A 26,509-nucleotide genomic window follows, 5' to 3' on the forward strand; every position below is an offset into this window, starting at 1 on the left:
CAATGACCGACTATTCCTCGGCCGTCCCGGCCGCACCATCAGAATGGCTGATCGACGAGGCAGCACGCGCCGAAACGCTTGCCGCACATGACATCGACTCGCTGCGCGACAGCGACGGGCTGAAGCAGATCACCGATTTCGCGGCCGCCCTGTGCGAGGCGCCGATCGCCCTGATCAGCCTGGTCGAGGAGCATCGCCAGAGCTTCATCGCGCGCACCGGGATCGACGCGACGGAAACGTCGCGCGAAACCAGTTTCTGCGCGTTCGCAATGCTTGAGCGCGATATCATGATCGTGCCCGACGCGACGACGGATGCGCGGTTCGCCGAGAACCCGCTCGTCACGGGCGAACCGTTCATCCGCTTCTATGCGGGCGCGCCGCTCGTCGCGGATGACGGCGTCCCACTCGGCTCGCTTTGCGTGATCGATACGGTCCCGCGCGCCGGATTGACCCCGCTCCAGCGCCAGGGCCTGGCCACGCTGGCCGAAGCCGTGATGGCGCGTTTGCGCGACAGCCGCGATGCGGCCGCGTGGCGCGAGACCGAGAATGCCACGCACCGCGCGCTCAACGAAAGCCATAGCCGGTTCCGCGTGCTTGCCGATTCGATGCCGCAGATGGTGTGGTCGACCCTGCCTGACGGCTATCACGATTACTACAATGCCCGCTGGTACGAGTTCACCGGCATGCCGGAGGGATCGACGGACGGCGTGGAGTGGAACGGCATGTTCCACCCCGACGATCAGGAGCATGCCTGGCAGAAGTGGCGCCATTCGCTCGAGACAGGCGAGCCCTATCAGATTGAATATCGCCTGCGCAGCGCTGACGGCTCCTATCGCTGGACACTGGGCCGGGCGCTGCCGCTTCGCGACGAATCGGGCGCGATCGTCCGCTGGTTCGGCACGTGCACCGACATTCACGAGCAGACCCTGGCGAACGAGGAGCGCGAGGTCATCGCGCAGGAGCTGAGCCACCGCATCAAGAACATCTTCGCGGTGATCGCCGGGCTGGTCGGCTTCGCCGCACGGACCAAGCCCGAACTGGCAAGCGTCGCCGAGGATCTGCGGGAGCGAATCACCGCGCTTGGCCGGGCGCATGATTTCGTCCGCCCGCACAGCGCGAAGTCTCGCCCGGCGGTCGCGCAGAACAGCCTGCACGGCCTGCTCGGCGAGCTGTTCCGCCCCTATCAGTCAGTCGAGATGGAGCGGATTGCCGTCACCGGCGGCGATGTCGAGATCGACGACCGATCGGCAACGCCGCTCGCCCTGCTGTTCCATGAACTGGCCACCAACGCGACCAAATATGGCGCGCTGGTCAGCGAAGCGGGGCGGATCGCCGTCGATATCGATACTGCGAACGGTGCCATCGTGCTGCGCTGGGCCGAAACCGGCGGCCCGCCGGTCACCGCACCTTTGGGTACCGCCGGTTTCGGATCGCAACTGATGGAGATGAGCGCGGTGCGTCAGCTCGGCGGCAAGCTCACCCGCGACTGGCCAACCGAGGGCCTGGTGGTGACGATCGAAGTGCCGGAACGAGCGTTCAGCCGCCGCTGACGTCGCGGTTCAGCAGCACGAGATCGTCATTGGCGGGATCGCCATGCGGGGTGCCGGCGCTGGCCATCGCCGCCGCCGCCAGGATCGCGGCTTCGGAAAAGGGCTTGCGGATATAACCGAGCGCACCCGGCACAGGGCCGATCTGCGCTGGATTCGCCGTTACGAAGATAACCTTCACACCGTAGTCGCGTGCGAGCTTCTCGGCGAGGCCCGGCCCGGTGGGGCCGTCGCGCAAATTGACGTCGACCAGCGCGAAGTGACAATCGCCGGCGGCCTCGATCGCGCCGGTGCTGTCAGCCGCGATTGCTTTGACGCGGTAGCCCGCGTCCGTCAGGATCCGCTCGAGATCGAGCGCCACGAAGATTTCGTCTTCGACAATAAGGGCGGTAGCTGACATGATTTCCTCTGGGTTCAAGTCGTCAACACGCGAGCCCCGGCAGAGTTCCTGATCCAGATCAATTCCTCAGCAGGAACACCGCATGTTCTGCGAGGAAGTTCGCCGCGGCCGAGGTCGTGCGCTTGCCGGCCGAGAGGAACCAGGCGCCCTCGACGGTGATGCCGCGGCCTTTCACAAAGGCACGGAAATCATCGATCGTGACATGGTGGATGTTGGGCGTATCATACCATTGCTCGGGCAGGAGCCGAGTCACCGGCATGCGCCCGCCCCACATCAGCGACGTCCGCCCGCGCCAGTGCGCGAAGTTCGGGAAGGATACGAAAGCACGCCGGCCGATCCGCAGCAAATGATCCAGCACCACGTCCGGCCGCCTGGTCGTCTGCAGCGTCTGGCTGAGGATCGCATAATCGAAACTGGCATCGGGATAATCGGCGAGATCCGAATCGGCATCGCCCTGGATCACCGAAAGGCCGCGCGACACCGCCGCGGCGACATTGCCGGCATCGAGTTCCAGGCCCCGGGCGTCCACCCCCTTGGTGTCGCGCAGCGCCGCCATCAGCGCGCCGTCCCCGCAACCGACATCCAGCACGCGGCTGCCCGGCGCGACCGAATCGGCGATGATCGCAAGATCGGGGCGGAGCTCAGCCATGAGTCGGTTGCTCCCGCGACGCATCCGGATCGTGGCGCTGCATGAACGGCCCCTCGATCCGGGTCCAGCCGAACCGCTCGTACAGGCTGTGCGCGTCCAGCGTATTGAGCGTCCAGCGCCGCAACCGTTGCAACCGCGGATGATCGTGGAAATAGCGGAGCATCGCCGAGGCGATCCCGCGGCCCTGATGCTCTTCAAGCACATAGACGTCGGCGAGGTGCGCGAAAGTGGCGTGATCCGTGATGACCCGCGCAAAGCCGATCTGCGTCCCGTCGGCGGCGCGATAGACGCCGACGCAATGCGAACCCCGGATCGCCCGCGCCACAAGATCGCGGCCGATCCCCGGCGACCAGTAGCTCCGCGTCAGATAGCCATGGATGGCGTCGATCCGGAGCAGCGCCGGATCGTCGGACAAATAATAGTCCGGATGCATCAGCGCTCCCCCGCTCGCAGGAAGCCATCGATCACGCGGTTCATCCCGGGTGAATCGAGCAGGAAGGCATCGTGGCCGAACGGGCTGTGCAGTTCGACGAAGCTGACCGGCGCCCCGGCAGCATTGAGCGCATGGACGATCGCGCGCGATTCGGGCGTCGGGTAGAGCCAGTCGGTATCGAAGCTGATCAGGCAGAAGCGCGCCTTGCTCGCCCTGAACGCGTTGGCCAGTTGCCCGCCATGCTCCTCGGCCAGGTCGAAATAATCGGTCGCCCGCGTGATGTAGAGATAGGAGTTCGCGTCGAACCGGTCGACGAAGCTGATCCCCTGGTGCCGCAGATAGCTTTCCACCTGGAAATCGGCGTCGAAGCCGAAGCTCTTGGCCGAGCGGGTCTGCAGCCGGCGCCCGAATTTCTCGGTGAGCCCGGCTTCCGACAAATAGGTGATGTGTGCCGCCATCCGCGCGACCGCGAGGCCGGCCGCCGGCGGATCACCCGACGCGTAATAGTCGCCGCCGCGCCAGTTGGGATCAGCCATCACTGCCTGACGGCCGACCTCGTGAAAGGCGATATTCTGGGCGGTGTGCCGCGCCGCCGAGGCGATCACCACCGCCGTGCGCACCCGATCCGGAAAGGTCGCCGACCAGCTGAGCGCCTGCATGCCGCCCATCGAGCCGCCGATCACCGCCGCCAGCGTGTCGACGCCGAGATGATCGAGCAGCATCGCCTGGGCGCGGACCATGTCGCGGATGGTGATGACCGGAAAGGTCATGCCCCAGGGCTTGCCCGTGGCCGGATTGATCGTCGCCGGCCCCGACGAGCCGGTACAGCCGCCGAGCACATTGGCGCAGATCACGAAGTGCCGTTCGGGATCGACTGGCTTGCCCGGCCCGACGAGGCGCACCCACCAGCCCGGCTTGCCGGTGATCGGATGGTTGCTCGCGACATTCTGGTCGCCGGTCAGCGCATGGCAGATCAGGATCGCGTTGCCGCCGTCCGGATCGAGCGTGCCATAGGTTTCATAGGCGATCTCTACCGGCGACAGCAGGGCGCCGCCATCGAGCTTCAGCGGCCCGGGCAGGGTGACGTGGCGCGCAAGCCCGAAGCGTCCATCAGCTGTCATGTGAGATCCGCAAACCGCCGGCCCATTCCCCAACCCGCTCGTGCTGCGCCCGTCGAACCGCCGTCGCTGACGACGGGGCCGTCGACATGGCGAACGGATGGAGTGCGTTAGGCCGCGAAGCGCCGGCGTTCAAGCGGCGGCGTGCGTCGCCGGATGTGGCCATCCATCGCGACGGCCAGGGTCGGCTTCCCGGCACGGCATCGCAATTGCTGCCTTCTGCCGTCATGGCGTCATGAAGGTGTCTCGCGGAGGTACAGGTGCCGCGCCGCGTGCAGTATCCGGCCCCGTTGCGCCGGCGGGATTGGCCGAGCGCCAGCTTGCCTTAGCGAAAGCCATGATCCATGCGGGCGGCATGCTTCCCTTCGCGCGCATCACCGTCATCGGCATTGGCCTGATCGGCTCCTCGATTGCCCGCGCCGTGCGCGTGCACATGCCGACGGTGCGGCTGACCGGCTATGATGCCGATGCCGAGGTGCGCGAGATTGCCGACCGGCTCCAGCTGTTCGACGATGTTGCCGATTCGGCCGGCGCCGCCGTGATCGATGCCGATCTGGTCATCCTGTGCGTGCCCGTCGGCGCGATGGGCGGGGTCGGCGCGGAAATCGCGGCGGACCTGCCCGCCGATGCCGTGATCAGCGATGTCGGATCGTGCAAGGAAGACGTGCTGCGCGCGCTGACCGCTGCGCTGCCCGGCGCAACGATCGTTCCGGCGCACCCCGTCGCCGGCACAGAGCGCAGCGGGCCCGAGGCCGGCTTCGCTACCTTGTTCCACAAGCGCTGGTGCATCGTCACCCCGCCCGAGGGCGCGAATCCCGTAGCGGTCGAGCGAGTCAGCGAATTCTGGCGACGTCTTGGCGCCGAAGTGGAGACCATGGAGCCGAGCCACCATGACCGCGTGCTCGCCATCACCAGCCATCTGCCGCACCTGATCGCCTACACCATCGTCGGCACCGCATCCGACATGGAGGAAGTGACCCGCAGCGAAGTGATCAAATATTCGGCGGGCGGCTTTCGCGACTTCACGCGCATTGCCGCGTCGGACCCGACCATGTGGCGCGACGTGTTCATGGCCAATCGCGAGGCAGTGCTCGACATGCTCCAGCGCTTCTCCGAGGATCTGTCCGCGCTGCAGCGCGCGATCCGCTGGGGCAAGGGCGACGAGCTGTTCGACCTGTTCACCCGCACCCGGGCGATCCGGCGCGGCATCATCGAACAGGGCCAGGACGATCCGGCGCCCGATTTCGGCCGGACCCACGAATAGCCTCGTTCAGGCCGCTGACGTCGGGCTGTACCCTTCTTCCAGCGCATTGATGGCGGCATGGACCCGCCGCTCGGCTTCGGCACGCGGCAGGCCGGGCGGGATCGGCTCGCCGAAGCGGAACGTCACCACGCCCGCATGCTTGGGTCCATGCCTGGGCCAGACCTTCCCGCTGTCGATCGCGACCGGGATCACCGGAATCTTGAGCATCTGGTAGAGCCCGGCGAACCCGGCGCGGAGCGGCGGTTGATCGCCGGGGGCGACACGGGTGCCCTCCGGGAAGATCAGGATCGAGCGGCCGAGGGCCAGTTCCGCCTGGCCCTCGCGCACCATGCGGCGCAGCGCGCCGGCTGAGGCCTCGCGATCGACGACGATGACGCCATAACGTCTTGCCGCCCAGCCCCAGACCGGGATCGACGCGAGTTCCTGCTTCATGACGATCGCCGGCGTGCGCAGCAGCCGTCCCAGCTCGAGCGTCTCGTACATCGCCTGGTGCTTGGCGGCATAGATCACCGGGCCGTCGGCAAAAAGCTCGCCTTCGACGCGGCGGTGGATGCCGAGAATGTGCTCGGTCGCCCAGCCGTGGAATTTGGTCCAGATATGGGTGTGGACGATCAGCGCCTTGCGGCCGAACGCTGCCGTCACCGGCGTGAGCAACACGATCGGGATCGAGATGCCGTAGAAGACGATCATGAACAGGATGGTACGAAGCCAGGTCATGGACCGATCCCCAGCCACAGCGCGGCACGGCGCAGCAACAGCTTGTTATATTCGGTGACGAGCAGCCCGAACCGCGGATTGCTCGGCACGCCATCGCCGAGCACTTCGACATCGTCGCCGAGCACGTTGGTCAGCTCGAGCCGGGCGCGGGCAAGATGCCAGTCGGAGGTGACGAGACGCACCGACTTATAGCCGTGCGTTTTTACCCATGCCGCCGTCTCCTCCGCGTTGGAGCGCGTGTCGACCGCCTCGCGGCCGAGATCGATGCAACAGGCGAACAGCGACGGCGCCTCGCGATATTCATGCGCCAGCTCTGCCGGCCGCACTTCGGGCGCGACGCCGGTCACCAGCATGCGCTTGGCGGCATGGGCCTTGAGCAGGACGATGCCGCGATCGATCCGGCCGGCACCGCCGGTCGGCACCACGATGGCGTCAGTTGTCGCATTGTCGAGCGGCTTGGGCATGGCGAGCAGGAACAGCGCGAAGCCAAGCGCCCATAGCAGCACCGCTGCGCCGATGATGCGGAGCATCACAGCACCCGCCTCAGGGCACCGAGCACCGCGAGCCGCGCGGCATAGGTGGCGAGCAGGGCGAAGGCGATCGGCAGCATGGTAAGCAAAATCCAGTCGCGTACCGATAATTGCAGGCCAGTGAGCAGGTCCGACCCGAGCGTGGCGAGCTGAAAACCGACCAGCACGACCATGCCGGCGGCGAAAGCAGTGCCCAGCGCGCCGCCGACCAGCGTGTCGAGCGCGATCCGCCGCTGGAACAGCCGCGCGACCTGGATATCGGTCGAGCCGAGCATATGCAGCACCTCGATCGTATCGCGGTGCGTTTCCAGCCCGGCGCGCGCCGCCAGGATCACGACTGCGCCAGTCGCCGCGGCGATCAGCACCACCAGCCCGGCGGCCAGCAATGTGACCATGTTCATGAGATTGCTGACCGGCGACATCCAGGTCTCATGCCGGTCGACGCGCGCGGCCGGCGCCACTGCCCGCACGGCCGCCTTCACCCGCGCGACCGCGGTGTCGCTGCCGGTTGCCAGATCGACGTCGATCATCGTCGGCACCGGCAGATCGGGATCGGCCCCGTCCGGACCGAGCCACGGGCGGAGCAGGGCGGCAAGCTCCGCCCGGTCGACCTCGCTGGCGCGCGTTACCTCGGGGAGACGACGCAGCGTGGCCAGCGCGCTGGCGGTCTGCTCGGCCCTGGCACGCTCGGCGGGCTCGACGATCTGCACCGTCAGCCGCCCGGCGAGCTGGCGATCGAGCAGCTTCGCCGCGCTCAACGTGCCGAGCCCGAGGGCGGCGGCAAGCACCGTCAGGAACAGCATGATCGCCATGATCCACAGCATGGCGCGCGTGCCGCGGCGCTCGTCGAGCAGTCGGCGATCGGCCGCCGCGGTGATCATTCGGACGCTCATTGCGCCGAACCTGCGGGCGGCGCGGGCGGGAAACGCAGCGAGCCGGTCGGGTCGAGCAGCCGGCCTTTGTCGAGCCGCATCATATGCGCATCGGGAATACGGCCGAGCAGGTGGAAGTCGTGAGTCGCGACGACAACGGTGGTGCCCAGCCGGTTGAGCGATTCGAACAGATGGAGCAGCCGTTCCGCCATGTCGGGATCGACATTGCCGGTCGGCTCGTCGGCAACCAGGATCTCGGGCCGGCCGATCACGGCGCGCGCGATCGCCACCCGTTGCTGCTCGCCGCCCGACAATGTCGGCGGCTTCGCCTTGACCCGGTCGGACAGGCCGACCCAGGCCAGCATGTCGCGCACCGGTGCTTCGATATCGCTTTCGGAAACGCCGGAGACCCGCAACGGGAGCGCGATATTGTCATAGGCGGACAGATGCGGGACGAGGCGGAAATCCTGGAACACCACCCCGATCCGGCGGCGGAAGCCGGGCAGCCGCTTGCGCGGCAACGTCACCGCATCCTCGCCGAACAGCCGGATCATCCCGCGCGTGGGGCGCTGGGAGAGATAGAGCAGCTTGAGCAACGAGGTCTTGCCGGCGCCGCTGGCCCCGGTGAGGAAGTAGAAGGAACCGGTCGACAGCGTGAAGCTGACGTCGGACAGCGTCTCCTGGCTCGTGCCGTAGCGCAGCCCCACATTCTCGAACTGGACGATATTCGCCATTATCGGCGCTACGCTCGCTTCTACTGATGCCCCGGCCCGCCATCGCACGTTCCGGGCGCGTGCCACAAGGAGGGCCACCCGAAACACTTGCCACGAGGCGCCGGTGCGTGCTTAGATTCGGGACAGGCACCGGGCGGCCCGGAACGTCGGAAGCGGCCATAAATGATCCTCGAATGCCCCCAGTGCAGGACCCGTTACCTCGTCCCGGATTCGGCGGTCGGCCCGGATGGGCGGACGGTGCGGTGCGCGAGCTGCAAACATAGCTGGTTCCAGGCCGGCCAGGTGCTCGATCTGATAACGCGTGCGGAAACCGAGAGCGCGCCACCGCCACCGCCGCCGCCCACTCCGCCATCCGCGCTGCCCGCCGCGCCCCCACCGCCGATCGCGCCCCAGATTCCGCCGCCCCCACCGCCGGACGTCGTGATCGCGCCGCCCGGCACGGCGCCCGATTACGACAGCTTCCTCCAACCGCCGCCCTTCCAGTCCCGCCGGAATCCCGCGCGGCGCTGGATCATCGCGGCGTTCGTCGCCGGCCTCGCGATGCTGCTGGGGGCGGCCGCCATCCTTTATTCGGGGGCGCCCGGGCTGGCCACGCAGTTCGGGCTGCCGATCGGCCCGCCGGCAACGCCGCTGAAGATCGTCAACAACCCGATCGAACGGCGCGATCTCGACAATGGCAACGAGATGTTCGCGATCAGTGGCCGCGTCGTGAATCCGACCGACCAGCGCCAGCACGTCCCCGATATCCGCGTCGAGCTGAAGGATGCGCAGCACCGCCTGGTCTATAGCTGGACGATCCGGCCTGAGGCGATGTTCCTGCCGCCGCGCGGCTCGATCGATTTCAACAGCGCGAAGCTCGACGTACCGGTCAATTCGAAGGAACTGGTGCTGAGCTTTTCTGGCGAAGCCGCGAACTGACCAGCAGGAAGCGGCCGCCATGCAGCAGCGTCGCTGCGACCATGCCCATGCCTGACGCGTAGACGAGTCCAGACACGCCGGCGCCGCCATGGACCAGCCACCAGCCCGCCCCACCCGTCACCAGGAAAAAGGCGATGACGCTGTTGAACCCCGCCACGACCTGGTCACCGAGCGAGCGCAGCGCATAGACGAACACCACCTGTACTCCGTCGAACAGGATGAAGGGCGCCCATAGGGGCACCATTGCCAGCGCCAGCCCGTGTACCTCGGCCGTCGCCGGAAACAGGGCGACAACACCCCCGCGGCCGACGACCAGCAACAACGCGAGCAGCCCGGTGAGCAGCGCGGCGACCGTCGCCGCGATCATCGTGCGTGGAAAAGCCTGCAGCGGCTCGCCTTCTCCCACCGCATTGCCGACACGCACCCCGGTCGCCGACCCGAGGCCGAGCGCGACGGCGAAGGTGACGTTGTGAATCGAGAAGACGATCTGGAAGGCGTGGGAAGACGCATCGCCCAGGCGGGTGGAAAGGGCGATCAGGATCGAGAAGCCGGCCAGCTCGAGCGCGGAAGCGATCGCCGGCACCACGCCGAACAGTGCCAGCCGGACAGCGCCAGCCGGCACGCCGCGCCAGGCAGCGCGCGAGAGATCGTGCACGCCGCGCACCCTGGCGCGGGGCAGAGTCCATACCGCGCCGACCATCCCGATGGCCCCCAGGGCCGAAGCGATCGCGGTCGCCGCAGCCGCGCCGACCGCGCCGAGCACGGGCAGCCCGAGATGCCCGCCCGACAGCGCCCAGGCGAGCACTGCGTTGATCGGCAGGATGGCGAGATTGACCGTCATCACCCGGCGCGGTCGGCTGATGCCCTCCAGGAAGAAGCTCGCCGCGACGATGATCAGCTGGAACGGAAAGCACAGGCCCATCACCTGCACGACGCGCGCCGCCCGGGGCACGAGATCGTCCGCGACGCCGATGCCCGCCAGCAAAGGCGCAGCGAAAAAGAGCAGGACGGCCGCCGCCACGGTGCCCAGCACAAGCGCCAGCGCCAGCCCTTCGCGCAGCACCGCCCCGCTGCGTTTCAGATCGCCGGCGCCATCCGCCCGCGCGGTAAACACGAGCACGCCAGACAGGCCGGCCAGCCCCGCGACGATCGCGACGAAGGTGAGCGAGCGGCTCGCCCCCAGCGCCGCCACCTCGCTTGTGCCGGACAGACCGACAACGATCACGTCAGTGACATGCAGGATCGTCCAGTTGAGGCTGGTCAGCATCACTGGCCAGGCCAGCGCGAGGATGCGCCGCGTTTCCGCCCCAATCGGAGGGGGACCGATCGGACGGGAAGGGGCAATGGGCATGCTGCCCTGCTAGCGACGGACGGCCCGGTGGGATAGAGCGGTTGCCAATGCGCCTTGGCCTTGCTAGGGGCGCTCGCCTACCAGCTGCCGGGGGTTGTCCGGCGGTGTTTCACGTGCGGCCGTGGCGGAACTGGTAGACGCGCAACGTTGAGGTCGTTGTGGGCGAAAGCCCGTGGAAGTTCGAGTCTTCTCGGCCGCACCACACAGTCCAGTGGACTGGAATATCGAGCGCCGGCACCTCAAGCCGGCGGAAAATGGCACGGTTTCGTACCATTTTCCTTTGGCCACTGGTGAACGCGGTTGACCGCGACGCCTTGCCCGCGATCTTCTCCATAACATTCTTGCGGCGCTTGCGCGCGGCGGTAGCAAAACGGCCTGCCGAATCATCCGGTCGATCAGTCCTCGATCGGTGCGGCAGCCGCCTCTGCAAAACCGGTGCCGGCGAGGCGCCGCAGCGCGGCCGCATATTTCTGCGTGTCGAGATAGGGGTGCAGGCTGACGATCTTGCCCCAGCGCAGGCGAATGATGTGGACGCCGTCATTGACATAGGAGGTGTCGCCATCGGCCATGACGGCATAGTCGCGCCATTCGATGACCGCGGTCGTATCCCACGGCGTGCCGCTCGACGCGATGTGCTTGATCTCGAAGCGAAGCGTTGGGTGGACCCTGAACAGACGCTGGAACCAGGCGCGCAGGCCGCCCTTGGTGTGCCGCGTGCCACCGAGTGCATGGTCGCCGGGGAAGATGTGCTCGAATCGATCGGCCATCCCGCCCAGCGCTGATTCCCAGTCGCCCCGGCTCAGACCCTCGAAGATCTTGCGAACCTGGCGACGAACGATGGCGTGGTACATGGTGAAACTCCTTCCGGTGATGTTGACAGCGTCAATATAGCATTGATGTTTACAATGTCAACATGCTCGGCCGGCATCTGCTCCCCCGCGAGATGGTCGGTTCGCCGCGATCGCCCCATCGCAACGCTTTGGTATGAGGATCGACCGGGCTACAGTGGCGTTATGCAACCGAACGCGCGAAGCCTTCGCGCCCCTGAAAGCCGATCTTGCCCGAAGCTGCAGCCTTTCTGAACGCGATTGGCACCGCCGTTCCCGATCACGACATCCACCATGCCTTCATCGCCTGGGCGCAGGACCGTATCGAGGACGGGCGGTCGGCGAGATTGTTCGCGCGCATGGCCGCGCGGTCGGGCATCGATCACCGCTGGTCAGTGCTCGACCGCACCAGCAATGGCGGATCGCCGGTATCGGCCGAAGGCTTCTATGCCCAGGCCCCACTCCCCGGCACCGGTGCGCGCATGACGCTCTATGCCGAGACGGCGCCCGCCCTCGGTATCACCGCCATCGAGGCGCTCGCGGCGCAGCTGCCAATTCACGGCATCACCCATTTCGTCGTCGCAAGTTGCACCGGCTTCGTTGCGCCCGGCATCGACCAGATCATTGCCCGGCGGATCGGCCTGTCGCCCTCGGTCGAGCGGCTGCTGATCGGATTCATGGGCTGTTACGCGGCCGTCGCCGCGCTCCGCACCGCACGCCACATCGTCCGTTCGGAGCCGGCCGCCCGCGTCCTGGTCCTGTGCGTCGAGCTTTCGACGCTTCATCTCCAGGCCGTATCGGAGATCGAGCCGCTGCTGGCGATGCTCCAATTCGGCGACGGCGCCGCCGCCGCCCTCGTCACCGCCGAACCGCGCGGCTTCGCGATTGGCCAGCCCTTCGCGACCACACTGTCCGATTCGGAGAGGCTGATTCGCTGGGACGTCACCGACAGCGGTTTTGCCATGCATCTGTCGGGCGAAGTGCCGGCGCGGATCGCCGCCGGCCTGGCCGATCCCGCGTTCGCCGCCGCCGCGACGGGCGGCCGCGCGCCGGAGGAGATCGACGCCTGGGCGGTGCATGCCGGCGGACGATCGATCCTCGACGCGGTGGAACATAGCCTGGCGCTACCGCCGGGGGCGCTGGCTGCATCGCGCGGCGTGCTGGCCGACAATGGCAACATGTCGTCGGCGACATTGATGTTCGTGCTGGCAAGACTGCTTGACGGACCGTCGGTAAAAGATGGCGTCGCGCTCGCCTTCGGGCCCGGCCTTGCCGCCGAAGGCTTCGGCTTCCGGAGCGTGACATGACCCTCGAGACGCGCGCCATCGCCGAGGAGCTGATGGACGCCGACGATCTCGACGCCGCGACCTATGCCGATGTGGTGGGCGATCTCGCCCGGGTGAATCGCGTCACCATGGCGGCACGCCCCACACTGGATTTCCTGGCGCGCGGCACTGACGGCATGACGTCTTTCCGCCTGCTCGACGTGGGTTTCGGCGACGGCGACATGCTGCGCCGGATCGCGCGCTGGGCAAGACGGCGCGGCATCGCCGCAGAGCTGGTCGGGGTCGATCTCAACCCCCGCAGCGATCTGGCCGCCACCGCCCATACCCCGGCCGACTTCGCCATCCGCTACTTGACCGGGGATTACGCCGCCCTCGCCGGCGGCCGCTGGGATTTCGTCATCTCCAGCCTGGTCGCGCACCATATGACGCATCCCCAATTGATCGCCTTTCTCGGCTTCATGGCGGCAGAATCGCAGCGCGGCTGGATGATCAACGACCTGCACCGCCATCGCTTCGCTTATTGGGGATATCCGCTCCTCGCGCGCCTGGCGGGCTGGCACCGGATCGTTCGTCTTGACGGCACCTTGTCGATCGCCCGCTCTTACCGGCCGGCAGAATGGCCGCCCATCCTCGCCGAAGCGGGCGTGCCGGCGCGCGTCTACCGCGCCTTTCCGTTCCGGCTATGCGTCGAACATCTGCGCTGATCGTCGGCGGCGGGCCGGCCGGGGCAAGCGCCGCGATCCTGCTCGCCCGCGCCGGCACGCCGCACCTGCTGCTCGAGCGCAGCCGCGAGACCGGCGACGCGCTGTGCGGCGGCTTCCTGAGCTGGCGCACGCTCGAATCGCTGCAAAGCCTGGGGATCACACCCGATGCGCTCGGGCCGGCCCGGGTGAACCAGGTGCGGCTGTTCGCCGGCGATCGGGTCGCCGAAGCGCCTTTGCCCCGCCCGGCACACGGCGTGTCGCGCCGCCACCTCGACTCGCTACTGCTCGACCAGGCAGCGCGTGCCGGTGCGGCGATCGAGCGCGGCGTCATGGTGAAGGCGATCGACCGAACGACAGCGCGACTTCATGACGGCACCGAAATCACGGCGGAGGCATTGTTCCTGGCAAGCGGCAAGCATGATGTGCGCGGCCTTGCCCGCCCGCCCGACGCGCGCGGCGCGGATCCAACCCTTGGCCTGCGCATCCGCCTCGCGCCGGCGCCCGCCCTCGCCGCGCTGCTCCAAGGGGCGATCGAGCTTCATCTGTTCGACCGGGGCTATCTGGGCATCGTCCTGCAGGAGGATGGCAGCGCCAATTGCTGCATGGCGGTGCACCGCTCGCGCCTGGCCGAGGCCGGCGATCCGGAGCGCCTGCTCGACGCGCTGGCGGCCGAATCGCCGCGCCTGGGCGAGCGCCTTGCCTGGCGTCATGGCGGCGAAACGATCGATGCGGTGGCGAACATCCCCTATGGCTGGCGGGTCCGCGAAGGCGCGCCCGGGCTGTTCCGGCTCGGCGACCAGGCTGGCGTCATTCCATCACTGGCCGGCGAGGGCATGGGCATCGCGATCGCAAGCGGCATCCGGGCGGCGCGCGCCTATGCCGGTGGCGGCGGCGCGGCGGCGATCCCGTTCCAGCTCGGCCTCGCCCGCGATCTGGCCCGGCCGATCGGGATCGCCGGCTTGATTCGCGCAGGCGCCGAGCGACCCGGCCTCGTCCGCGCGATACTGCCGATCGCGCGCGCTGCGCCCGCCCTTATCGACGTCGTCGCGCGGCTGACCCGAATCAACCATTCGCGCCTTGACCGGGCCGAGGCATCGCGGGAAAGCTGACGTCATGGACCTTTTCATCCTTTCCGAAGCCGAGTGGCGCAAGCGGCTCAGCGCCGAACAATATCATGTGCTGCGTGAGGCAGGGACGGAACCGGCCTTTTCGGGGCGTTACAATCACAACAAGGCGGACGGCATCTATCGGTGCGCCGGCTGCGCGAATCCGCTGTTCGACAGCGCCGACAAATATGAATCCGGCTCGGGCTGGCCCAGCTTCAGCCAGCCGATTTCGCCCGAACATGTGACCGAGCATAGCGACGTCAGCCACGGGATGACGCGCACCGAAGCGCGCTGCGCGCGGTGCGACGGGCATCTGGGCCATGTCTTTCCCGATGGACCGCCCCCGACGGGGCTGCGCTATTGCATGAATTCGCTAAGCCTCGATTTCCGTGCGCGCGGGTCCGAACCGACTCAATAGCCCGCTCCGTTCACCCGGCCTTCACCACGGCTGCACCATATCTCCACGTGCAGGCGGCTTGTTTGCGCAATCAATAGAGCTTATCCCAGCACAGCTTCATGGCCCGCCGCTCCCAGCCACCTTTGCGCACGATCTGGCGCCGCCGACTGATGCTGGCGTTGAAGATCGCCGGCGTGCTCGCAGTCCTCGGGCTGATCGCGCTGGTCGTCGCGGTCTATATCCAGCGCGCGCAGCTGCCGAGCTTCGAGGAGCTCAAATCCTCGCCCAATGGCCAGATGATCCGCGTGCACGCGGCCGACGGCACGGTCATCGTATCGATGGGGCCGAGCTACGGCGAATGGCTGCCCTATGACCGGATTCCGCCGGTGATGCGCGACGCCATGATCGCGGTCGAGGATCGCCGCTTCCGGTCGCATATCGGCATCGATCCGATCGGCGTGGCGCGCGCGGTCAAGCTCGCCTTTGTCAACCGCGGCACCGATCGCCGCTTCCAGGGCGCCTCGACCATCACGCAGCAGGTCGCCCGGACGATCTTCCTGTCGAACAAATATGACGTCGGGCGCAAATCGCGGGAAGCCCTGCTGGCGCTGGCGATGGAGCGCCGATTTTCCAAGGACCAGATCCTCGAACTCTATCTCAACAAGGTCTATTTCGGCGGCGGCGCTTACGGCGTGGATGCGGCCGCCCGGAAATTCTTCGGCCACGGCGCCGAACGACTTACCCTGTCCGAGGCCGCGGTGATCGCCGGCCTGGTCAAGGCGCCCTCGCGATATTCGCCGACGGCCGATGCCGAGGCGGCCGTCGGCCGCGCCGGCGTGGTGATCGAGCTGATGGTCGAAACCGGTAAGATCTCACCGGCCGAAGCGGCCGCGGCCGATCCCAAGAGCGTGACGCTGGCGCCCGAGCCCAAGCAGAACAGCGTGCGCTATTTCACGGATTGGGCGCTGCCGCAGCTCGAGATGCTGATCGACGAAACCACCCGCCCGCTCGATGTGTGGACGACGCTCGATCTCAACATGCAGCGCGACGCCGATGCCGCGATCCGCGCCAATGCGCCGGCGAACGCGCAGGGCGCGCTGGTCGCGATCGACCGCGACGGCGCGGTGCGCGCGATGGTCGGCGGCAAGGATTATGTGTCGTCGATCTACAATCGCGCGACCCAGGCGGTGCGCCAGCCCGGATCGGCCTTCAAGCTGTTCGTCTATCTCGCCGCGCTCGAGGCCGGGCACAAGCCAGAGGACACGGTGGTCGACGAGCCGGTCAATATCCGGGGCTGGAGCCCGCGCAACAGTTCGGGCGCCAATCGCGGTGAAATGACGCTGCGCACTGCCTTCGCCTATTCGGTCAACACCGTGGCGGCCAAGCTCGGCCTGGAGACCGGCTTCGGGTCGATCGCCGACATGGCGCGGCGCTTCGGCATCACCACACCGGTCGACACGCACCCGGCGATGGTGCTCGGCACCTCCGACGTGCGGCTGCTCGACATGACCCGCGCCTTTGCCAGCGTCGCCAACAAGGGTGTCGCGGTAACCCCCTACGGCATCACCAAGGTGACGGCGAACGGCGAGACGATCTACGCGCAGCAGGTCGATCGCAGTCATGTCCTGGTCGCGCCCTATGTCGCAGCACAGATGACGGACCTGCTCCAGACCGCGGTCAACACCGGTACTGGCAAGGCAGCACAAATCGGCCGGCCAGTCGCCGGCAAGACCGGCACCACCACTTCCAACAAGGACGGCTGGTTCCTTGGCTTCTCTAGCGGCCTGACTACGGGTGTATGGATGGGCCGCGACGATGCCCGTCCCGTGCCCGGATTACAGGGCGGCACTGCCCCGGCCCGCGCCTTCGCCGCATTCATGAAGCCCGCCGTCGCGAGCCGCCCGATCGAGCAGTTCGAGACTCAGGTGACGCTGCCCGAATGGGAATTGGAGCCCGATCAGGAATCCTATTTCGGCGAGCCCGACAACGGCCTGTTTGTCGATGCCGATGGCAATCCGGTCGAACCCGGCGCCGTTCGGCAGGCCGATCCGGGTACTCCCCGGGTCGATCCCGACGGCAACCCTATGCCACAAGACGAGGAACGCGCGCCGCCGCCCGAGCGGCTCGACCAGGAATGGATGGATCAGGTGCTCGGCCGCACTCCGCGACCGGCCCGTTCACCTGCCCTACGCGACCGCCCGACTGCGCTGCCGCCGCCCGAACGCTCGGGCGATCGTCAGGATTCGCGCCCGACCCAGTGAAGCGCGGCGCCATTGGCGCGCAGCCATGCCCGGGATCGCGCCGGATCGCTCTCATCGAGGCGATCGACCAGCGCGTGGAATTCCGGCCCGTGATTCATATGGACTCGGTGCGCGACCTCATGCGCGACGGTGGCACGGCGGACGAAGTCGGGTGCGAGAATCAGCCGCCAGCTATAGCGGATCGCACCGCTCGAGGCGCAACTGCCCCACCGCCCGCGCGGATCGCCGACCGCCACCCTGGTCACGCCGACTCCGGCCCGCGCTGCGAATTCAGCTGTCTCCGCGCTCAGGATGCGCAGCGCCTCGCGCTTCAGCCAGGTCTCGATGCGCCGCGACAGCCCATCGCGCGGACCGCCGCAGCGGAGCATATCGCCGTCACGCTCGATCCGGCGGGGCATGTCTTCGCGCCATTCGATCGTGAGCATGGCGTCGCCAAACGGCACCAGCGCGCCTGGCACCAGCGGCCGCGGGCGCGGCAGCCGGGCGCGCTGTGCTGCGATCCAGGCCTGCTGCCCTTCGGCCCAGAGCAAGGCGGGCTTCACTGGCGCCCGCAGCGGCAAGGTGAGTCGAACGCGCCCGCTGGCCGGATCGACCGACAATTTGGCGCGGCGCGCGCGCGCGTTGCGGACCACCTCTACCCCCGGCGTGTCGGAGCGGGAATCAGCCGCGCTCACAATTCGCGATCGATGATGTGGTGCTCGAGCTCGCCCGCATCATCCTCCGAGATGGTCCAGCCGCGCACCGATTCGCCGGCGCGGTGGACGGCATCGCGGTCTCCGCACACCAGATAATGCCAGCGCGGCAGAGTCTCGCCCGCGGCGCGCAGGCGATAGGCGCAGGTCGAGGGCAGCCAGTCGATGTCATGGACATTGTCGCGGGTCAGGCGGACGCATTCACTGACATAAGCGTGGCGATGCTTGTAATCCGAACATTGCGCCGTGGCGCGGTCGAGCAGGCGGCAAGAGACATTGGTCGCCACGAGCTCACCCGTATCTTCATCCTCGAGCTTGTGGAGGCAACATTTGCCGCAACCGTCGCACAGCGCCTCCCACTGGCCCCGGTCCAGCGCTTCGAGCGGCAGGGTCTCCCAGAAGCGGTCGCTCATTTCACCCAGCGCTTGAGCTCGGTCGCGACAGCCTCGGGCGACTTGTCCTGCGGCAACAACGCAAGCGGTTTGCCTTGTGGGTCCATCAGATAAGCAACGCGGCTGTGATCGACCAGATAGCCGCCGCCGGGCGAGACCTCCCCCTTCTTGTGATAGATGGCATAAGCTTTCGCCACGGCATCGATCGCCGCGACGCTGCCGGTAAGGCCGATCATGCGCGGATGGAAATTGGCGACGAAGCTCTTCAGCACGGCCGGGGTATCGCGTTCGGGATCGATCGTGATGAAGATCGGCACGACCCTGGCGGCGATGGCGGGGTCGCTCCGGTCGAGCGCGGCAAGTCCGGCGCCAATGTTGCGCGCATCGACCGGGCAGACATCGGGGCAAAAGGTGTAGCCGAAATAGACGATGCGATATTTGCCCGCGAAATCGGTGTCGCGGGCCGCTCGCCCGTCCTGGTCGGTGAGCGCGAAGGGACCGCCGATCCGTGCGCCCTCGAGCGGCGCCCGGGCGGGCGCGGGCGGGCCGGAACAGGCTGCAGGAAGGGCTGCCACCAGCAAAGCGGCAAGCGCCCGGCGGATGACGTGCGCGCGTGCGCGGGCTATCTCGTTCATGGCGCCGCCAGCCATGATCTGTTAGGGGCTTCGGCGCAAGTTCGACCCGATATCGCCTTAGGAACCACAGGGGCCTGTCCACCAGATGATCGCACGTACTTTCGGCATCGCGCTCGCCGCCGCGCTGCTCGGCACCGCCATTCCCGTCCAGGCGCAGAACCAGTCGGAGGGGTATAAATTCCTCCAGGCAGTGAAAGACTCCAAGGGCACCGACGTCGAGAAGATGTTGAACGTGCCGGGCACCACGGTGCTCAACACGCGGGAGGTCTCAACCGGCGAGGGGGCGCTCCACATCGTCGTCAAGCGCGGCGACGCGACCTATCTGCGCTTCCTCCTGGCCAAGGGCGCCGATCCCAATATCAGGGATGGCCGGGGCAATACCCCGATGATGCTGGCCGCGGGGCTGGGCGCGATCGATCTGGTCGACGCGCTGATCGCACGGAAGGCCAATGTAAATCTCGCCAATGCGAGCGGCGAAACACCGTTGATCCGGGCAGTCCAGCGCCGCGACCTGGGCCTGGCCCGGTCGCTGATTGCCGCCGGGGCCGATCCCGATCAGGCCGACGTCATCGCGGGCAAGTCAGCGCGCGACTATGCACTGGAAGATAACCGCGCCACTGCGATGGCGAAGCTGATGCAGGAAACCCCGAAAAAGGCGCGGCGCGCCGTCTCCGGCCCCGGGCTTTAAAGCAGGGCGCCGGCGTCCGGATCGATCAGCCCAATCATCCGCCGCCCCGCCCGCCGCGCAAAGGCGAGCGTGTGGCGCCGGCGCACCGCGGATTGCAACGGATCGGTATGCGCCTCGCGCACGATCGCCGCGTCGTAGCGGTCCGCCACGATTACGCCGGTGCGGGCCGGCAGGAACGCCGCCCCATTGAGCGGCGACGCATCGAATCCGGCCGGTATCGCCCAGTAGAACCGGTCGCAACAGCCGAGATAATCGGTCCATTTGCCGTCACCGAGCAAATCCGCCCGCGAAACCTTGATCTCGACGATGACGATGTTGCCCCGCGAATCGAGCGCCATCAGATCGGCCCGGCGGCCGCCGTCGAGCGGCACCTCCGCCATCGCGACCAGATCGTGGCGGAGCAGCATACGCACCGTACCCCGCGACACATCGGCGGCACATAGCGGTGAGCCGGGGGCATCGACACACGAATCAGGGGGACGCTGCAGCATCCCCCTGGTGTAGAACATTTGACGAACAGGTCAAACCGGCGCCAGTCGCGCCGGACGGCTCGGACGATCGCTCAACGATAGAAAACGTGGTTGCCGATCGCCGCGATCTTGGTCATCCGCCAGCCCGGCGAAACCCGGCGGGCATGGAAATACATCGCATTCGCGGCCGGGCTGTCCCAGGCATCGCCGATCGCGACGCGTGCCACGGCGACTGCCGTGCGATAGGCCGCGTTATTGGCGATCACCGGTACCCGGCCACCGCGCACGAACGAAAACTGCCCAGGCTGAGTCACCACTGAGCAGATGGATTTCGGGAAGCGTCCCGATTTCATGCGGTTGAGGATCACCTCGGCGACCGCGAGCTGCCCGGACAGGGGCTCGCCCTTCGCCTCGAAATAGATTGCGCCAGCCATGCAGGTCAGGTCGCGGTCGAGCTCGTCGGTATCCTGCGCGGCGACGGCCGCGGCGAGGCTGACAAATTCGGGTTCGTCGACAGGGGCGGGAGCCGGGATGGCGCCGTCAGTGGAGACGGCGGGTGCGGGAGTTTCCACGGAAGCCGGCGTCGGCGCGGCTGCGGGCGTGGGATCCGCCTGCGGAACAGAAAGATCAATCGGGAGTTTAAGGGACCTGTCGAGCTCGAAAGCGAAGCCCGGCGTGCTGGCACCGATCATGCCGGCGAGACTGAAGGAAATCGCCGCGATGGCCGCGACGCGAGTGAAAAGCGACATTCAGACTTCGTAATATGCGGTGGTGTGCGGAAACGATCGGTTCAAGAATGAAGCGATCGTCCGGACGTCCCCCCGACTGCGTAACCTAGCCGGATCGCACCCGGCACGGCGCAACGCGCGTGATAGAGCGCGCCCTTTCGTTGCGCGGCGCAACTAAGTCAACCTTGGACGATCGTTTCTGCGGCGAATCGTTCTGCCCCCGCGATATCCAGTTCAATTACCCACAAATCCGGGTCCCGCGCGCGGCGGCGACGCCAATATTCGGAAATTTCCTGTTGGTTATCAGTATTTTGTGGCCCAACCCGAAGGAGTTCATCGCGACCTTCCGGGCCGATCCCGCGTTCAAAAGTACCGGAATTCACCCCTCTTTCCAGCGCGATGACAAGGATCGCCCCGGCTTGGGTGTCGCCGCGCGCAAGCACGGTGCCGAGACCGCCGGCGTCATTCACCCGCCTGAGCAGGGCGCCGACGAGCAAGTGGCTCGGCAGCCTGGCGCTCAAGGATCGGTCCGATATCCGGGCAGGCCAGCGAGCGCGATCCGGCTACGCATGAAGGTGCCGGTACCGCGTGCAGCCTCTTCCCCCTCGGCATCGATCAGCCGGGCTTCGGCGACGAATACTCGTCGCTGACCGCTGACCCAGCGGCCTTCGGCCACGACCGGGCCCGCCTTTAGCGGCCTGGTGAAGAGCAGATTGAAGGCGGTGGTGAGCAGGAAACGATCCGTCACCAGGCTGTTCACTGCATAGAAGGCGGCATCGTCGAGCATCTTGAAATAGCTCGTGCCGTGCGCGGCGCCGCCGGCATGGAAATAACGCTCGTCGATCAGGAAATGGATACGCGCGACGCCCGCGGCCGGGATCTCCAACGTCGATTCGAACAACCGGTTGATCGGCGCTGCCGCGTAGAGCGCTTCAAGGGCGCGAAAATGCGCCTGCTCGCCCAGAGCGAGACGGTCAGGCTGCGTCACGGGCCTCGTCGGCGGTCAGCAGCGCGTAGATCGCATCGCGCGACCCGGCTCCCCGCAGCTTGTCTACGAAACTGCGGTCACGCAGGCGACGCGACACCCGCGCCAGCGCCTTGAGATGCAAGGCGCTGGCTTCGGGCGGTGACAGCAGCAGGAAGACGATATCGACCGGCAGATCGTCGACTGCCTGGAAATCGATCGGCTGGGCAAGCCGCGCGAATACACCGACGACATGGTTCAGGCCGGGGATCCGCGCATGCGGCGTCGCCACGCCGCCGCCGAAACCGGTCGAGCCCAGCTTCTCGCGCTTGGCCAGTCCCTCGACGACCGCCGGCGATTCAAGGCCGTAGGCGGCTGCCGCCGCGGTCGCGAGCTGCTGGAACAACGCCTTCTTGTTGGCCACCGTGAGTCGTTCGAGAACGGTCTCCGGCAGCAGCAGATCAGTCAGGTCGGTCATCGTCATCCTTGGGCACGCCACCGGGCGCGCCCATAGCCGCGTTTGAAGCCCGGCGATAGCACATGCATCAGGTGGCGCGTTGGGGCTCCACCCATCCGATCGTCCCGTCGCCGCGACGATAGACCATATTGTACGCGCCGGACCCGACATTGCGGAACAGCAGCGCCGTTGTGTTGCGCAGATCGAGCATCATCACGGCGTCGGAGACCGTCGCATCTGGAACGTCGACCCGGGTTTCGGCGATGATCGGCGGGAAATCCTCTGCCACCTCATCATCGCTTTCCCGGAACAACGTGTAGCCCGCATTGTCATCGGCACCGGCCTCTGCCGCACCATTTGCGGCAGCACCCTGGCCGGAATGACGATCCTTCAGGCGGCGCATGTAACGGCGCAGCTGCTTCTCGATCTTGTCGGCCACGCCATCGAACGCGCCATGCGCGTCCATCCCGTCATTGCTGCCCTTCAGCACCAGGCCCTGCATCACATGCGCCACGATATCGCAGGTGAAACCGTTATCGTGCGGCCCTTTGCCGAAAGTAACCTGGGCCGAAATCGCGCGGGAGAAATATTTGGCTGCGATGCCCTGGAGCCGAGTCTCGACATGGCTTTTCAGTGCGTCGCCGGTAGCGACCTGATGGCCCGAAATCCGGATGTCCATGAGCATTCTCCTTCTGTGGAACCGGGCAGCTAGGCCCGGCCCCGTACCTACGTCAACCGGACGCCTCGACCCCCCAAAGCGGATTATTGATCTTCTTCATAAACGCTGCGTGCCGCGCGAGTTCCGCCTCACTCGCCTCAAACAGGCGGGCCGGACGCACGATCGCCGGCGCGGCTGCCGGCGCGAAGCTGCTTTGCACCTCGATCGTTTCGGTCACCAGCGTAAGGCCAATCTGGCGCCCGCCGGTCAGCTCGACATAGACCTGGGCAAGCAATTGCGCGTCGAGCAATGCGCCGTGCAACGTGCGGTGGCTGCGATCGATACCATAGCGCGTGCAGAGCGCATCGAGGCTGTGCTTGGCGCCTGGATGGCGGGTGCGGGCGAGCACGATAGTGTCGACCATCCGATCCAAATGGATATGGGCGCGCCCACACCGCCCGAGCTCGCCGTTAAGGAAGCCGAAATCGAAGCTGGCGTTGTGCGCGACCAGCGGGGCATCGCCGAGGAATTCGAGAAGATCCTGAACGCCATGACCAAACAACGGCTTGTCCGACAGGAACGCGTCACTGAGGCCGTGGATGCGCTGCGCCTCGGGCGGCATCGTCCGTTCGGGATGGAAATAGGCGTGGAAACTGCGTCCGGTCTCGACTCGGTTGAACAGCTCGACACAGCCGATTTCGACCATCCGGTCCCCGTCAGCAAAGCTGAAGCCGGTGGTTTCGGTGTCGAAGACGATTTCGCGCATGATCTATGTTATCGGGATTGCGGAGCCCCGAGGCAAGAGAGCAATGCCCTGACCGCTGCACGGGTTTCGTCCAGGCTGCCGCCGGTCGGGATGATGAAATCGGCACGGGCGCGCTTTTCAGCATCGGGCAGCTGCCGGGCCAGGATAGCGTCCAACTTTGCCTCGGTCATGCCGGGCCGGGCGAGCACGCGCGCGCGCTGGACGTCGGCCGGCGCGGACACCACCATGACCTTGTCGACGCTCGCCGCGCCGCCGGTTTCGAACAGCAGGGGCACGTCGAAAACCACCAGCGGTGCATCGACATGGGCAGCGAGAAAAGCCGCGCGTTCCTCGCCCACGGCTGGATGGACCAGCGCCTCGAGTCGCTTCAACGCACGAGGATCGGCGAGCACCGCCTCGCCGAGCAGCGTCCGGTCGACACCCGCGGGGCCAGTCGTATCCGGAAACATCGCTTCGATCGCCGCGACCAGCCGCCCGCCTTCGCCCTGGAGCCGATGTACCGCGGCATCGGAATCGAACACCGGAACGCCCAGTTCCTCGAACATGCCGGCAACGGTAGACTTGCCCATGCCGATCGATCCGGTGAGGCCGAGCGTCAACATGGCATCACGCCGTCAACAACCCGCGCAGCTCCTCGTCGCGGTCGCGCGGCGGCTCAGCCCCGAACAGCAGCTCGAAGGCAAGGGCACCCTGGCCGATCAGCATGTCGAGGCCATCGACCGTGTCCAGTTCGCGCTCGCGCGCCTGACGCAGCAGATCGGTCTCGAGCGGGGCATAGACGATATCATAAACGACAGCGTCTTCGGGAAGCGGCGCCAGATCGAGCAGCAGCGGCGGCTGCCCGGTCATGCCGAGCGCGCTGGTATTGACCAGCAGGACTGCGGGCGGCAGCGGCGCGGACAACGGCAGCGCCTTGCCCTTGAGCCCGAAGGCGGAGAGCAGGGCGGCGGCCTTCAACACGTTGCGGTTAAGGATCGTGACGTCACCTACGCCGATCCGCGACAGCGCGAACAGGATCGCCCGGGCCGCACCGCCGGCCCCGATCACTACAACCGGGGCGCCCGTCAGCGGCAGATCGGCGATCGGCGCATAGAAGCCACCGGCATCCGTGTTGGTGCCGACGATCGCGCCATCCTCAGCGCGCAGCGCGAGATTGATCGCGCCGATGGTATCGCGCACCGCCCCGCGATCCTCGACAAAATCGAGCGCTGCCTGCTTGTGGGGCAGGGTGATGTTGCAGCCCCGCCAGGCGGGATCCGCCCGGCGCTGCTCGAAATAGTCGGCGAGATCGGCGCTGGTCACGTGATGCGCGCGATATTCGGCGTCGAGACCGAGCGCGTCGATCCAGAAGCCGTGAATCAGCGGGGACTTGCTGTGTGTGATCGGATCGCCGATCACCTCTGCATAAGATGCAGTCACGACGTCAGAACTCCCCTCACCCGCAGATAGTCGAGCACCGGCAACAGGGGCAGACCGAGCACGGTGAACTGACTGCCCTCGATCCGGCTGAACAATTGCGCCCCTGGCCCCTCGATCCGGTAACAGCCGACACAACCGGAAATCTCCGGCCATTCGACCGCGAGATATTCTTCGATGAAGCTGTCCGAGAGTATCCTGACATGCATTTTAGCCCGGTCCACGACGCGCCAGACCGGCCGGCCATCGATCGCCATCACCGCCGCGCTGATCAGTTCGTGGCGCTTGCCGGACAGTCGCCTGAGATGATCGGCCGCCTCGGCCCGATCCGTCGGCTTGTCCAGCGTCGATCCGTCCTCGAGCGCAACGACCGAATCGCTGCCGAGCACGAGCGCTTCGGGATCGCGGTGCGACACCCGCAATGCCTTTAATTCGGCGAGCTTGTCGGCCAGGTCGCGCGGGGCGATGTCCTCGGCGCGTAGCGCCGCCTTGGCCGAGTCCTCGTCGACATTGGCCGCGACTGCCTCGAACGGGACGCCGGCAGCGCTCAGCATCGCCCGGCGCGAGGCGCTCCGGGAGGCCAGTACCAGTCTCATGCCCCGCTCCGTTCCGCGTCCCGCTCCGTCACCAGCTGGACGATCGCCGCCGCGGTTTCCTCGATCGATCGCCGGGTGACGTCAATCACCGGCCAGCCATTGTCGGCAAACATGCGCCGCGCATAGGCGACCTCGCGCGTCACTGCTTCCTGATCGACATAGGCGGTTTCCGGCGCCTGGTTGAGCGAAAGCAGGCGGTTGCGCCGCACCTGGATCAACCGGTCGGCGCTGGTGGTCAGCCCCACCACCAGCGGATGGCGGAGCGAAAACAGGCTGGTCGGTGGCGGGCTTTCCACCACGATCGGAATATTGGCGGTCTTGAAGCCGCGATTGGCGAGATAGATGGACGTTGGTGTCTTGGACGAGCGCGACACACCCGCGAGCACGATATCGGCTTCCTCCCAATCCTCCCAGTTGATGCCGTCGTCATGCGCCATGGTGAACTGGATTGCATCGACCCGCGCGAAATACGCCGCATCGAGCACATGCTGACGCCCCGGCCGGGCTTTGGCCTGCTGGCCGAGCAGGCTCGACAATGCGTCGGTCACCGGATCCAGCGGCGCGACCGCGGGCAGGCCGAGCGCCCGGCAACGCGTCTCCAGCGTCCGCCGCGTGGCGCTGTTGACCAGCGTGAACACGACCAGCCCGGGATTTTGCGCGATCTCCTGCAGGATCCGCTCGAGATGCGTTTCGGTGCGGACCATCGGCCAGAAATGGCGGATCGTCTCCACATCGTCATATTGGGCCAGCGCCGCCTTGGCGATGTTCTCCAGTGTCTCCCCCGTGGAATCGGACAGGAGGTGAAGATGCAACCGCATCAGGCGATTCCGCCGGTTGGGGATGGAGTTGTGGAAAACATCCGGAAAATCGCTAGCGCAACTTTCCGGCCACGCAAAGCGGGCCGCGCGTGTGGAAAAGCCCCGACTTGCCCAC

Annotated in this window: 33 protein-coding genes and 1 tRNA gene; 10 read left to right on the forward strand and 24 right to left on the reverse strand. The window is 66.8% G+C overall.

Annotation, left to right across the window (positions count from 1 at the left end):
• Positions 1-2 precede the first annotated feature (2 nt).
• A complete protein-coding gene (locus tag U1769_RS05535) occupies positions 3-1,550 on the forward strand; it encodes a sensor histidine kinase (protein ID WP_332713063.1) in 1,548 nt (515 codons plus the stop codon).
• On the opposite strand, the gene U1769_RS05540 is transcribed toward U1769_RS05535, so the two are convergent.
• From U1769_RS05540 to metX, 4 genes are read right to left on the reverse strand one after another with little or no spacing between them, the layout of a single operon-like run.
• Positions 1,537-1,947: a response regulator gene (locus U1769_RS05540; RefSeq protein ID WP_332713066.1), complete on the reverse strand. Its 411-nt coding sequence runs from the start codon at positions 1,945-1,947 to the stop codon at positions 1,537-1,539. The two genes, U1769_RS05535 and U1769_RS05540, sit on opposite strands and share 14 nt — an antisense overlap.
• Positions 1,948-2,005: 58 nt before the next feature.
• Positions 2,006-2,596, reverse strand: coding sequence for a methionine biosynthesis protein MetW (gene metW / locus U1769_RS05545; RefSeq protein WP_332713068.1), 591 nt, complete (start codon positions 2,594-2,596; stop codon positions 2,006-2,008).
• Positions 2,589-3,029 (reverse strand): GNAT family N-acetyltransferase, encoded by a 441-nt coding sequence (locus tag U1769_RS05550; RefSeq protein ID WP_332713071.1) that lies wholly within the window; start codon positions 3,027-3,029, stop codon positions 2,589-2,591. Before U1769_RS05550 ends, metW begins: the two co-directional genes overlap by 8 nt.
• Positions 3,029-4,150, reverse strand: a complete 1,122-nt coding sequence (gene metX / locus U1769_RS05555) for a homoserine O-acetyltransferase MetX (protein ID WP_332713074.1) — start codon at positions 4,148-4,150, stop codon at positions 3,029-3,031. The genes U1769_RS05550 and metX overlap by 1 nt, the downstream gene beginning before the upstream one ends.
• Positions 4,151-4,502: 352 nt before the next feature.
• Here metX and U1769_RS05560 point away from each other — a divergent pair, with 352 nt between their 5' ends.
• Complete coding sequence (locus U1769_RS05560; RefSeq protein WP_332713077.1) at positions 4,503-5,411, forward strand: prephenate/arogenate dehydrogenase family protein; 909 nt, start codon at positions 4,503-4,505, stop codon at positions 5,409-5,411.
• Positions 5,412-5,417: 6 nt separating this feature from the next.
• Here the strand turns inward: U1769_RS05560 and U1769_RS05565 are convergent, their stop codons facing one another.
• From U1769_RS05565 to ftsE, 4 genes are read right to left on the reverse strand one after another with little or no spacing between them, the layout of a single operon-like run.
• On the reverse strand, positions 5,418-6,128 hold the full coding sequence (locus U1769_RS05565; RefSeq protein ID WP_332713080.1) for a lysophospholipid acyltransferase family protein: 711 nt from the start codon (positions 6,126-6,128) through the stop codon (positions 5,418-5,420).
• Positions 6,125-6,658: a YdcF family protein gene (locus U1769_RS05570; RefSeq protein ID WP_443030175.1), complete on the reverse strand. Its 534-nt coding sequence runs from the start codon at positions 6,656-6,658 to the stop codon at positions 6,125-6,127. The genes U1769_RS05565 and U1769_RS05570 overlap by 4 nt, the downstream gene beginning before the upstream one ends.
• Positions 6,658-7,551 (reverse strand): cell division protein FtsX, encoded by an 894-nt coding sequence (locus U1769_RS05575; protein WP_332713084.1) that lies wholly within the window; start codon positions 7,549-7,551, stop codon positions 6,658-6,660. Before U1769_RS05575 ends, U1769_RS05570 begins: the two co-directional genes overlap by 1 nt.
• The gene (gene ftsE, locus U1769_RS05580; protein ID WP_332713086.1) at positions 7,548-8,264 is read right to left on the reverse strand and encodes a cell division ATP-binding protein FtsE; all 717 of its coding nucleotides are present in this window, start codon (positions 8,262-8,264) and stop codon (positions 7,548-7,550) included. The genes U1769_RS05575 and ftsE overlap by 4 nt, the downstream gene beginning before the upstream one ends.
• 162 nt (positions 8,265-8,426) lie before the next feature.
• Between ftsE and U1769_RS05585 the strand changes: the two genes are divergently transcribed.
• Positions 8,427-9,182, forward strand: coding sequence for an MJ0042-type zinc finger domain-containing protein (locus U1769_RS05585; RefSeq protein ID WP_332713089.1), 756 nt, complete (start codon positions 8,427-8,429; stop codon positions 9,180-9,182).
• Here the strand turns inward: U1769_RS05585 and U1769_RS05590 are convergent.
• Positions 9,133-10,533, reverse strand: a complete 1,401-nt coding sequence (locus U1769_RS05590) for an MATE family efflux transporter (protein ID WP_332713092.1) — start codon at positions 10,531-10,533, stop codon at positions 9,133-9,135. The genes U1769_RS05585 and U1769_RS05590 overlap by 50 nt on opposite strands.
• A 115-nt stretch (positions 10,534-10,648) precedes the next feature.
• Between U1769_RS05590 and U1769_RS05595 the strand changes: the two genes are divergently transcribed.
• Positions 10,649-10,735: transfer RNA gene (locus U1769_RS05595), tRNA-Leu, on the forward strand.
• A 193-nt stretch (positions 10,736-10,928) separates the two neighbouring features.
• Here the strand turns inward: U1769_RS05595 and U1769_RS05600 are convergent.
• Complete coding sequence (locus tag U1769_RS05600; protein WP_332713095.1) at positions 10,929-11,384, reverse strand: nuclear transport factor 2 family protein; 456 nt, start codon at positions 11,382-11,384, stop codon at positions 10,929-10,931.
• A 206-nt stretch (positions 11,385-11,590) separates the two neighbouring features.
• Between U1769_RS05600 and U1769_RS05605 the strand changes: the two genes are divergently transcribed.
• The 5 genes from U1769_RS05605 to U1769_RS05625 all read left to right on the forward strand — a co-directional run bounded on the left by U1769_RS05605 (position 11,591) and on the right by U1769_RS05625 (position 17,114).
• The gene (locus U1769_RS05605; protein WP_332713098.1) at positions 11,591-12,667 is read left to right on the forward strand and encodes a type III polyketide synthase; all 1,077 of its coding nucleotides are present in this window, start codon (positions 11,591-11,593) and stop codon (positions 12,665-12,667) included.
• Positions 12,664-13,350, forward strand: a complete 687-nt coding sequence (locus U1769_RS05610; RefSeq protein WP_332713101.1) for a methyltransferase domain-containing protein — start codon at positions 12,664-12,666, stop codon at positions 13,348-13,350. Before U1769_RS05605 ends, U1769_RS05610 begins: the two co-directional genes overlap by 4 nt.
• Complete coding sequence (locus U1769_RS05615) at positions 13,329-14,459, forward strand: NAD(P)/FAD-dependent oxidoreductase (protein ID WP_332713104.1); 1,131 nt, start codon at positions 13,329-13,331, stop codon at positions 14,457-14,459. The genes U1769_RS05610 and U1769_RS05615 overlap by 22 nt, the downstream gene beginning before the upstream one ends.
• A gap of 4 nt (positions 14,460-14,463) precedes the next feature.
• Positions 14,464-14,874 (forward strand): peptide-methionine (R)-S-oxide reductase MsrB, encoded by a 411-nt coding sequence (msrB, locus tag U1769_RS05620; protein WP_332713106.1) that lies wholly within the window; start codon positions 14,464-14,466, stop codon positions 14,872-14,874.
• 98 nt (positions 14,875-14,972) lie between these two features.
• A complete protein-coding gene (locus U1769_RS05625) occupies positions 14,973-17,114 on the forward strand; it encodes a transglycosylase domain-containing protein (protein ID WP_332713109.1) in 2,142 nt (713 codons plus the stop codon).
• Here U1769_RS05625 and U1769_RS05630 read toward each other — a convergent pair.
• Genes U1769_RS05630 through U1769_RS05640 form a run of 3 tightly spaced genes read right to left on the reverse strand, consistent with a single transcriptional unit; the run spans position 17,090 to position 18,848 of the window.
• Positions 17,090-17,788: a M48 family metallopeptidase gene (locus tag U1769_RS05630; protein ID WP_332713112.1), complete on the reverse strand. Its 699-nt coding sequence runs from the start codon at positions 17,786-17,788 to the stop codon at positions 17,090-17,092. The two genes, U1769_RS05625 and U1769_RS05630, sit on opposite strands and share 25 nt — an antisense overlap.
• Positions 17,785-18,219, reverse strand: a complete 435-nt coding sequence (locus tag U1769_RS05635; RefSeq protein WP_332713114.1) for a YcgN family cysteine cluster protein — start codon at positions 18,217-18,219, stop codon at positions 17,785-17,787. Before U1769_RS05635 ends, U1769_RS05630 begins: the two co-directional genes overlap by 4 nt.
• On the reverse strand, positions 18,216-18,848 hold the full coding sequence (locus tag U1769_RS05640; RefSeq protein ID WP_443030176.1) for an SCO family protein: 633 nt from the start codon (positions 18,846-18,848) through the stop codon (positions 18,216-18,218). The genes U1769_RS05635 and U1769_RS05640 overlap by 4 nt, the downstream gene beginning before the upstream one ends.
• A 70-nt stretch (positions 18,849-18,918) precedes the next feature.
• On the opposite strand from U1769_RS05640, the gene U1769_RS05645 reads away from it, so the two are divergent.
• The gene (locus U1769_RS05645; RefSeq protein ID WP_332713120.1) at positions 18,919-19,521 is read left to right on the forward strand and encodes an ankyrin repeat domain-containing protein; all 603 of its coding nucleotides are present in this window, start codon (positions 18,919-18,921) and stop codon (positions 19,519-19,521) included.
• Here U1769_RS05645 and U1769_RS05650 read toward each other — a convergent pair.
• The 11 genes from U1769_RS05650 to U1769_RS05700 form a co-directional block, all read right to left on the reverse strand.
• Positions 19,518-20,012, reverse strand: a complete 495-nt coding sequence (locus tag U1769_RS05650) for an MmcB family DNA repair protein (protein ID WP_332713123.1) — start codon at positions 20,010-20,012, stop codon at positions 19,518-19,520. The two genes, U1769_RS05645 and U1769_RS05650, sit on opposite strands and share 4 nt — an antisense overlap.
• Positions 20,013-20,083: 71 nt before the next feature.
• Positions 20,084-20,740: a cell wall hydrolase gene (locus U1769_RS05655; protein ID WP_332713125.1), complete on the reverse strand. Its 657-nt coding sequence runs from the start codon at positions 20,738-20,740 to the stop codon at positions 20,084-20,086.
• A 158-nt stretch (positions 20,741-20,898) separates the two neighbouring features.
• The gene (locus tag U1769_RS05660) at positions 20,899-21,240 is read right to left on the reverse strand and encodes a DUF1491 family protein (protein ID WP_332713128.1); all 342 of its coding nucleotides are present in this window, start codon (positions 21,238-21,240) and stop codon (positions 20,899-20,901) included.
• The gene (locus U1769_RS05665) at positions 21,237-21,707 is read right to left on the reverse strand and encodes a PaaI family thioesterase (protein WP_332713133.1); all 471 of its coding nucleotides are present in this window, start codon (positions 21,705-21,707) and stop codon (positions 21,237-21,239) included. Before U1769_RS05665 ends, U1769_RS05660 begins: the two co-directional genes overlap by 4 nt.
• Positions 21,694-22,161 carry a PTS sugar transporter subunit IIA gene (locus tag U1769_RS05670; RefSeq protein WP_332713136.1) on the reverse strand — a complete coding sequence of 156 codons (468 nt, stop codon included), beginning with the start codon at positions 22,159-22,161 and terminating at the stop codon, positions 21,694-21,696. The genes U1769_RS05665 and U1769_RS05670 overlap by 14 nt, the downstream gene beginning before the upstream one ends.
• Before the next feature lie 67 nt (positions 22,162-22,228).
• Positions 22,229-22,819: a ribosome hibernation-promoting factor, HPF/YfiA family gene (gene hpf / locus U1769_RS05675; protein WP_332713139.1), complete on the reverse strand. Its 591-nt coding sequence runs from the start codon at positions 22,817-22,819 to the stop codon at positions 22,229-22,231.
• Between the two features lie 52 nt (positions 22,820-22,871).
• A complete protein-coding gene (dnaQ, locus tag U1769_RS05680) occupies positions 22,872-23,564 on the reverse strand; it encodes a DNA polymerase III subunit epsilon (RefSeq protein WP_332713142.1) in 693 nt (230 codons plus the stop codon).
• Between the two features lie 8 nt (positions 23,565-23,572).
• Positions 23,573-24,166: a dephospho-CoA kinase gene (gene coaE / locus U1769_RS05685; protein WP_332713145.1), complete on the reverse strand. Its 594-nt coding sequence runs from the start codon at positions 24,164-24,166 to the stop codon at positions 23,573-23,575.
• Positions 24,167-24,170: 4 nt separating this feature from the next.
• On the reverse strand, positions 24,171-24,983 hold the full coding sequence (locus tag U1769_RS05690) for a shikimate dehydrogenase family protein (protein ID WP_332713147.1): 813 nt from the start codon (positions 24,981-24,983) through the stop codon (positions 24,171-24,173).
• On the reverse strand, positions 24,980-25,576 hold the full coding sequence (locus U1769_RS05695; protein ID WP_332713150.1) for a Maf family protein: 597 nt from the start codon (positions 25,574-25,576) through the stop codon (positions 24,980-24,982). The genes U1769_RS05690 and U1769_RS05695 overlap by 4 nt, the downstream gene beginning before the upstream one ends.
• On the reverse strand, positions 25,573-26,394 hold the full coding sequence (locus U1769_RS05700) for a pyruvate, water dikinase regulatory protein (protein ID WP_443030177.1): 822 nt from the start codon (positions 26,392-26,394) through the stop codon (positions 25,573-25,575). The genes U1769_RS05695 and U1769_RS05700 overlap by 4 nt, the downstream gene beginning before the upstream one ends.
• Positions 26,395-26,509: the final 115 nt, after the last annotated feature.

The organism is Parasphingomonas zepuensis, from assembly GCF_036663735.1.
Classification (GTDB): Bacteria; Pseudomonadota; Alphaproteobacteria; order Sphingomonadales; family Sphingomonadaceae; genus Sphingomonas.

Coding starts and splice junctions, on each gene's coding strand:
- ftsE (WP_332713086.1), bottom strand. CDS start 8,264: ATGGCGAATATCGTCCAGTTCGAGAATGTGGGGCTGCGCTACGGCACG.
- U1769_RS05600 (WP_332713095.1), bottom strand. CDS start 11,384: ATGTACCACGCCATCGTTCGTCGCCAGGTTCGCAAGATCTTCGAGGGT.
- U1769_RS05650 (WP_332713123.1), bottom strand. CDS start 20,012: ATGCTGCAGCGTCCCCCTGATTCGTGTGTCGATGCCCCCGGCTCACCG.
- U1769_RS05655 (WP_332713125.1), bottom strand. CDS start 20,740: ATGTCGCTTTTCACTCGCGTCGCGGCCATCGCGGCGATTTCCTTCAGT.
- metW (WP_332713068.1), bottom strand. CDS start 2,596: ATGGCTGAGCTCCGCCCCGATCTTGCGATCATCGCCGATTCGGTCGCG.
- msrB (WP_332713106.1), top strand. CDS start 14,464: ATGGACCTTTTCATCCTTTCCGAAGCCGAGTGGCGCAAGCGGCTCAGC.
- U1769_RS05615 (WP_332713104.1), top strand. CDS start 13,329: ATGCGTCGAACATCTGCGCTGATCGTCGGCGGCGGGCCGGCCGGGGCA.
- U1769_RS05540 (WP_332713066.1), bottom strand. CDS start 1,947: ATGTCAGCTACCGCCCTTATTGTCGAAGACGAAATCTTCGTGGCGCTC.
- U1769_RS05695 (WP_332713150.1), bottom strand. CDS start 25,576: ATGAGACTGGTACTGGCCTCCCGGAGCGCCTCGCGCCGGGCGATGCTG.
- U1769_RS05645 (WP_332713120.1), top strand. CDS start 18,919: ATGATCGCACGTACTTTCGGCATCGCGCTCGCCGCCGCGCTGCTCGGC.
- metX (WP_332713074.1), bottom strand. CDS start 4,150: ATGACAGCTGATGGACGCTTCGGGCTTGCGCGCCACGTCACCCTGCCC.
- U1769_RS05640 (WP_443030176.1), bottom strand. CDS start 18,848: ATGGCTGGCGGCGCCATGAACGAGATAGCCCGCGCACGCGCGCACGTC.
- coaE (WP_332713145.1), bottom strand. CDS start 24,166: ATGTTGACGCTCGGCCTCACCGGATCGATCGGCATGGGCAAGTCTACC.
- U1769_RS05585 (WP_332713089.1), top strand. CDS start 8,427: ATGATCCTCGAATGCCCCCAGTGCAGGACCCGTTACCTCGTCCCGGAT.
- U1769_RS05550 (WP_332713071.1), bottom strand. CDS start 3,029: ATGCATCCGGACTATTATTTGTCCGACGATCCGGCGCTGCTCCGGATC.
- U1769_RS05590 (WP_332713092.1), bottom strand. CDS start 10,533: ATGCCCATTGCCCCTTCCCGTCCGATCGGTCCCCCTCCGATTGGGGCG.
- hpf (WP_332713139.1), bottom strand. CDS start 22,819: ATGGACATCCGGATTTCGGGCCATCAGGTCGCTACCGGCGACGCACTG.
- U1769_RS05535 (WP_332713063.1), top strand. CDS start 3: ATGACCGACTATTCCTCGGCCGTCCCGGCCGCACCATCAGAATGGCTG.
- U1769_RS05575 (WP_332713084.1), bottom strand. CDS start 7,551: ATGAGCGTCCGAATGATCACCGCGGCGGCCGATCGCCGACTGCTCGAC.
- U1769_RS05635 (WP_332713114.1), bottom strand. CDS start 18,219: ATGAGCGACCGCTTCTGGGAGACCCTGCCGCTCGAAGCGCTGGACCGG.
- U1769_RS05670 (WP_332713136.1), bottom strand. CDS start 22,161: ATGACCGACCTGACTGATCTGCTGCTGCCGGAGACCGTTCTCGAACGA.
- U1769_RS05625 (WP_332713109.1), top strand. CDS start 14,973: ATGGCCCGCCGCTCCCAGCCACCTTTGCGCACGATCTGGCGCCGCCGA.
- dnaQ (WP_332713142.1), bottom strand. CDS start 23,564: ATGCGCGAAATCGTCTTCGACACCGAAACCACCGGCTTCAGCTTTGCT.
- U1769_RS05570 (WP_443030175.1), bottom strand. CDS start 6,658: ATGCTCCGCATCATCGGCGCAGCGGTGCTGCTATGGGCGCTTGGCTTC.
- U1769_RS05610 (WP_332713101.1), top strand. CDS start 12,664: ATGACCCTCGAGACGCGCGCCATCGCCGAGGAGCTGATGGACGCCGAC.
- U1769_RS05565 (WP_332713080.1), bottom strand. CDS start 6,128: ATGACCTGGCTTCGTACCATCCTGTTCATGATCGTCTTCTACGGCATC.
- U1769_RS05560 (WP_332713077.1), top strand. CDS start 4,503: ATGCTTCCCTTCGCGCGCATCACCGTCATCGGCATTGGCCTGATCGGC.
- U1769_RS05700 (WP_443030177.1), bottom strand. CDS start 26,394: ATGCGGTTGCATCTTCACCTCCTGTCCGATTCCACGGGGGAGACACTG.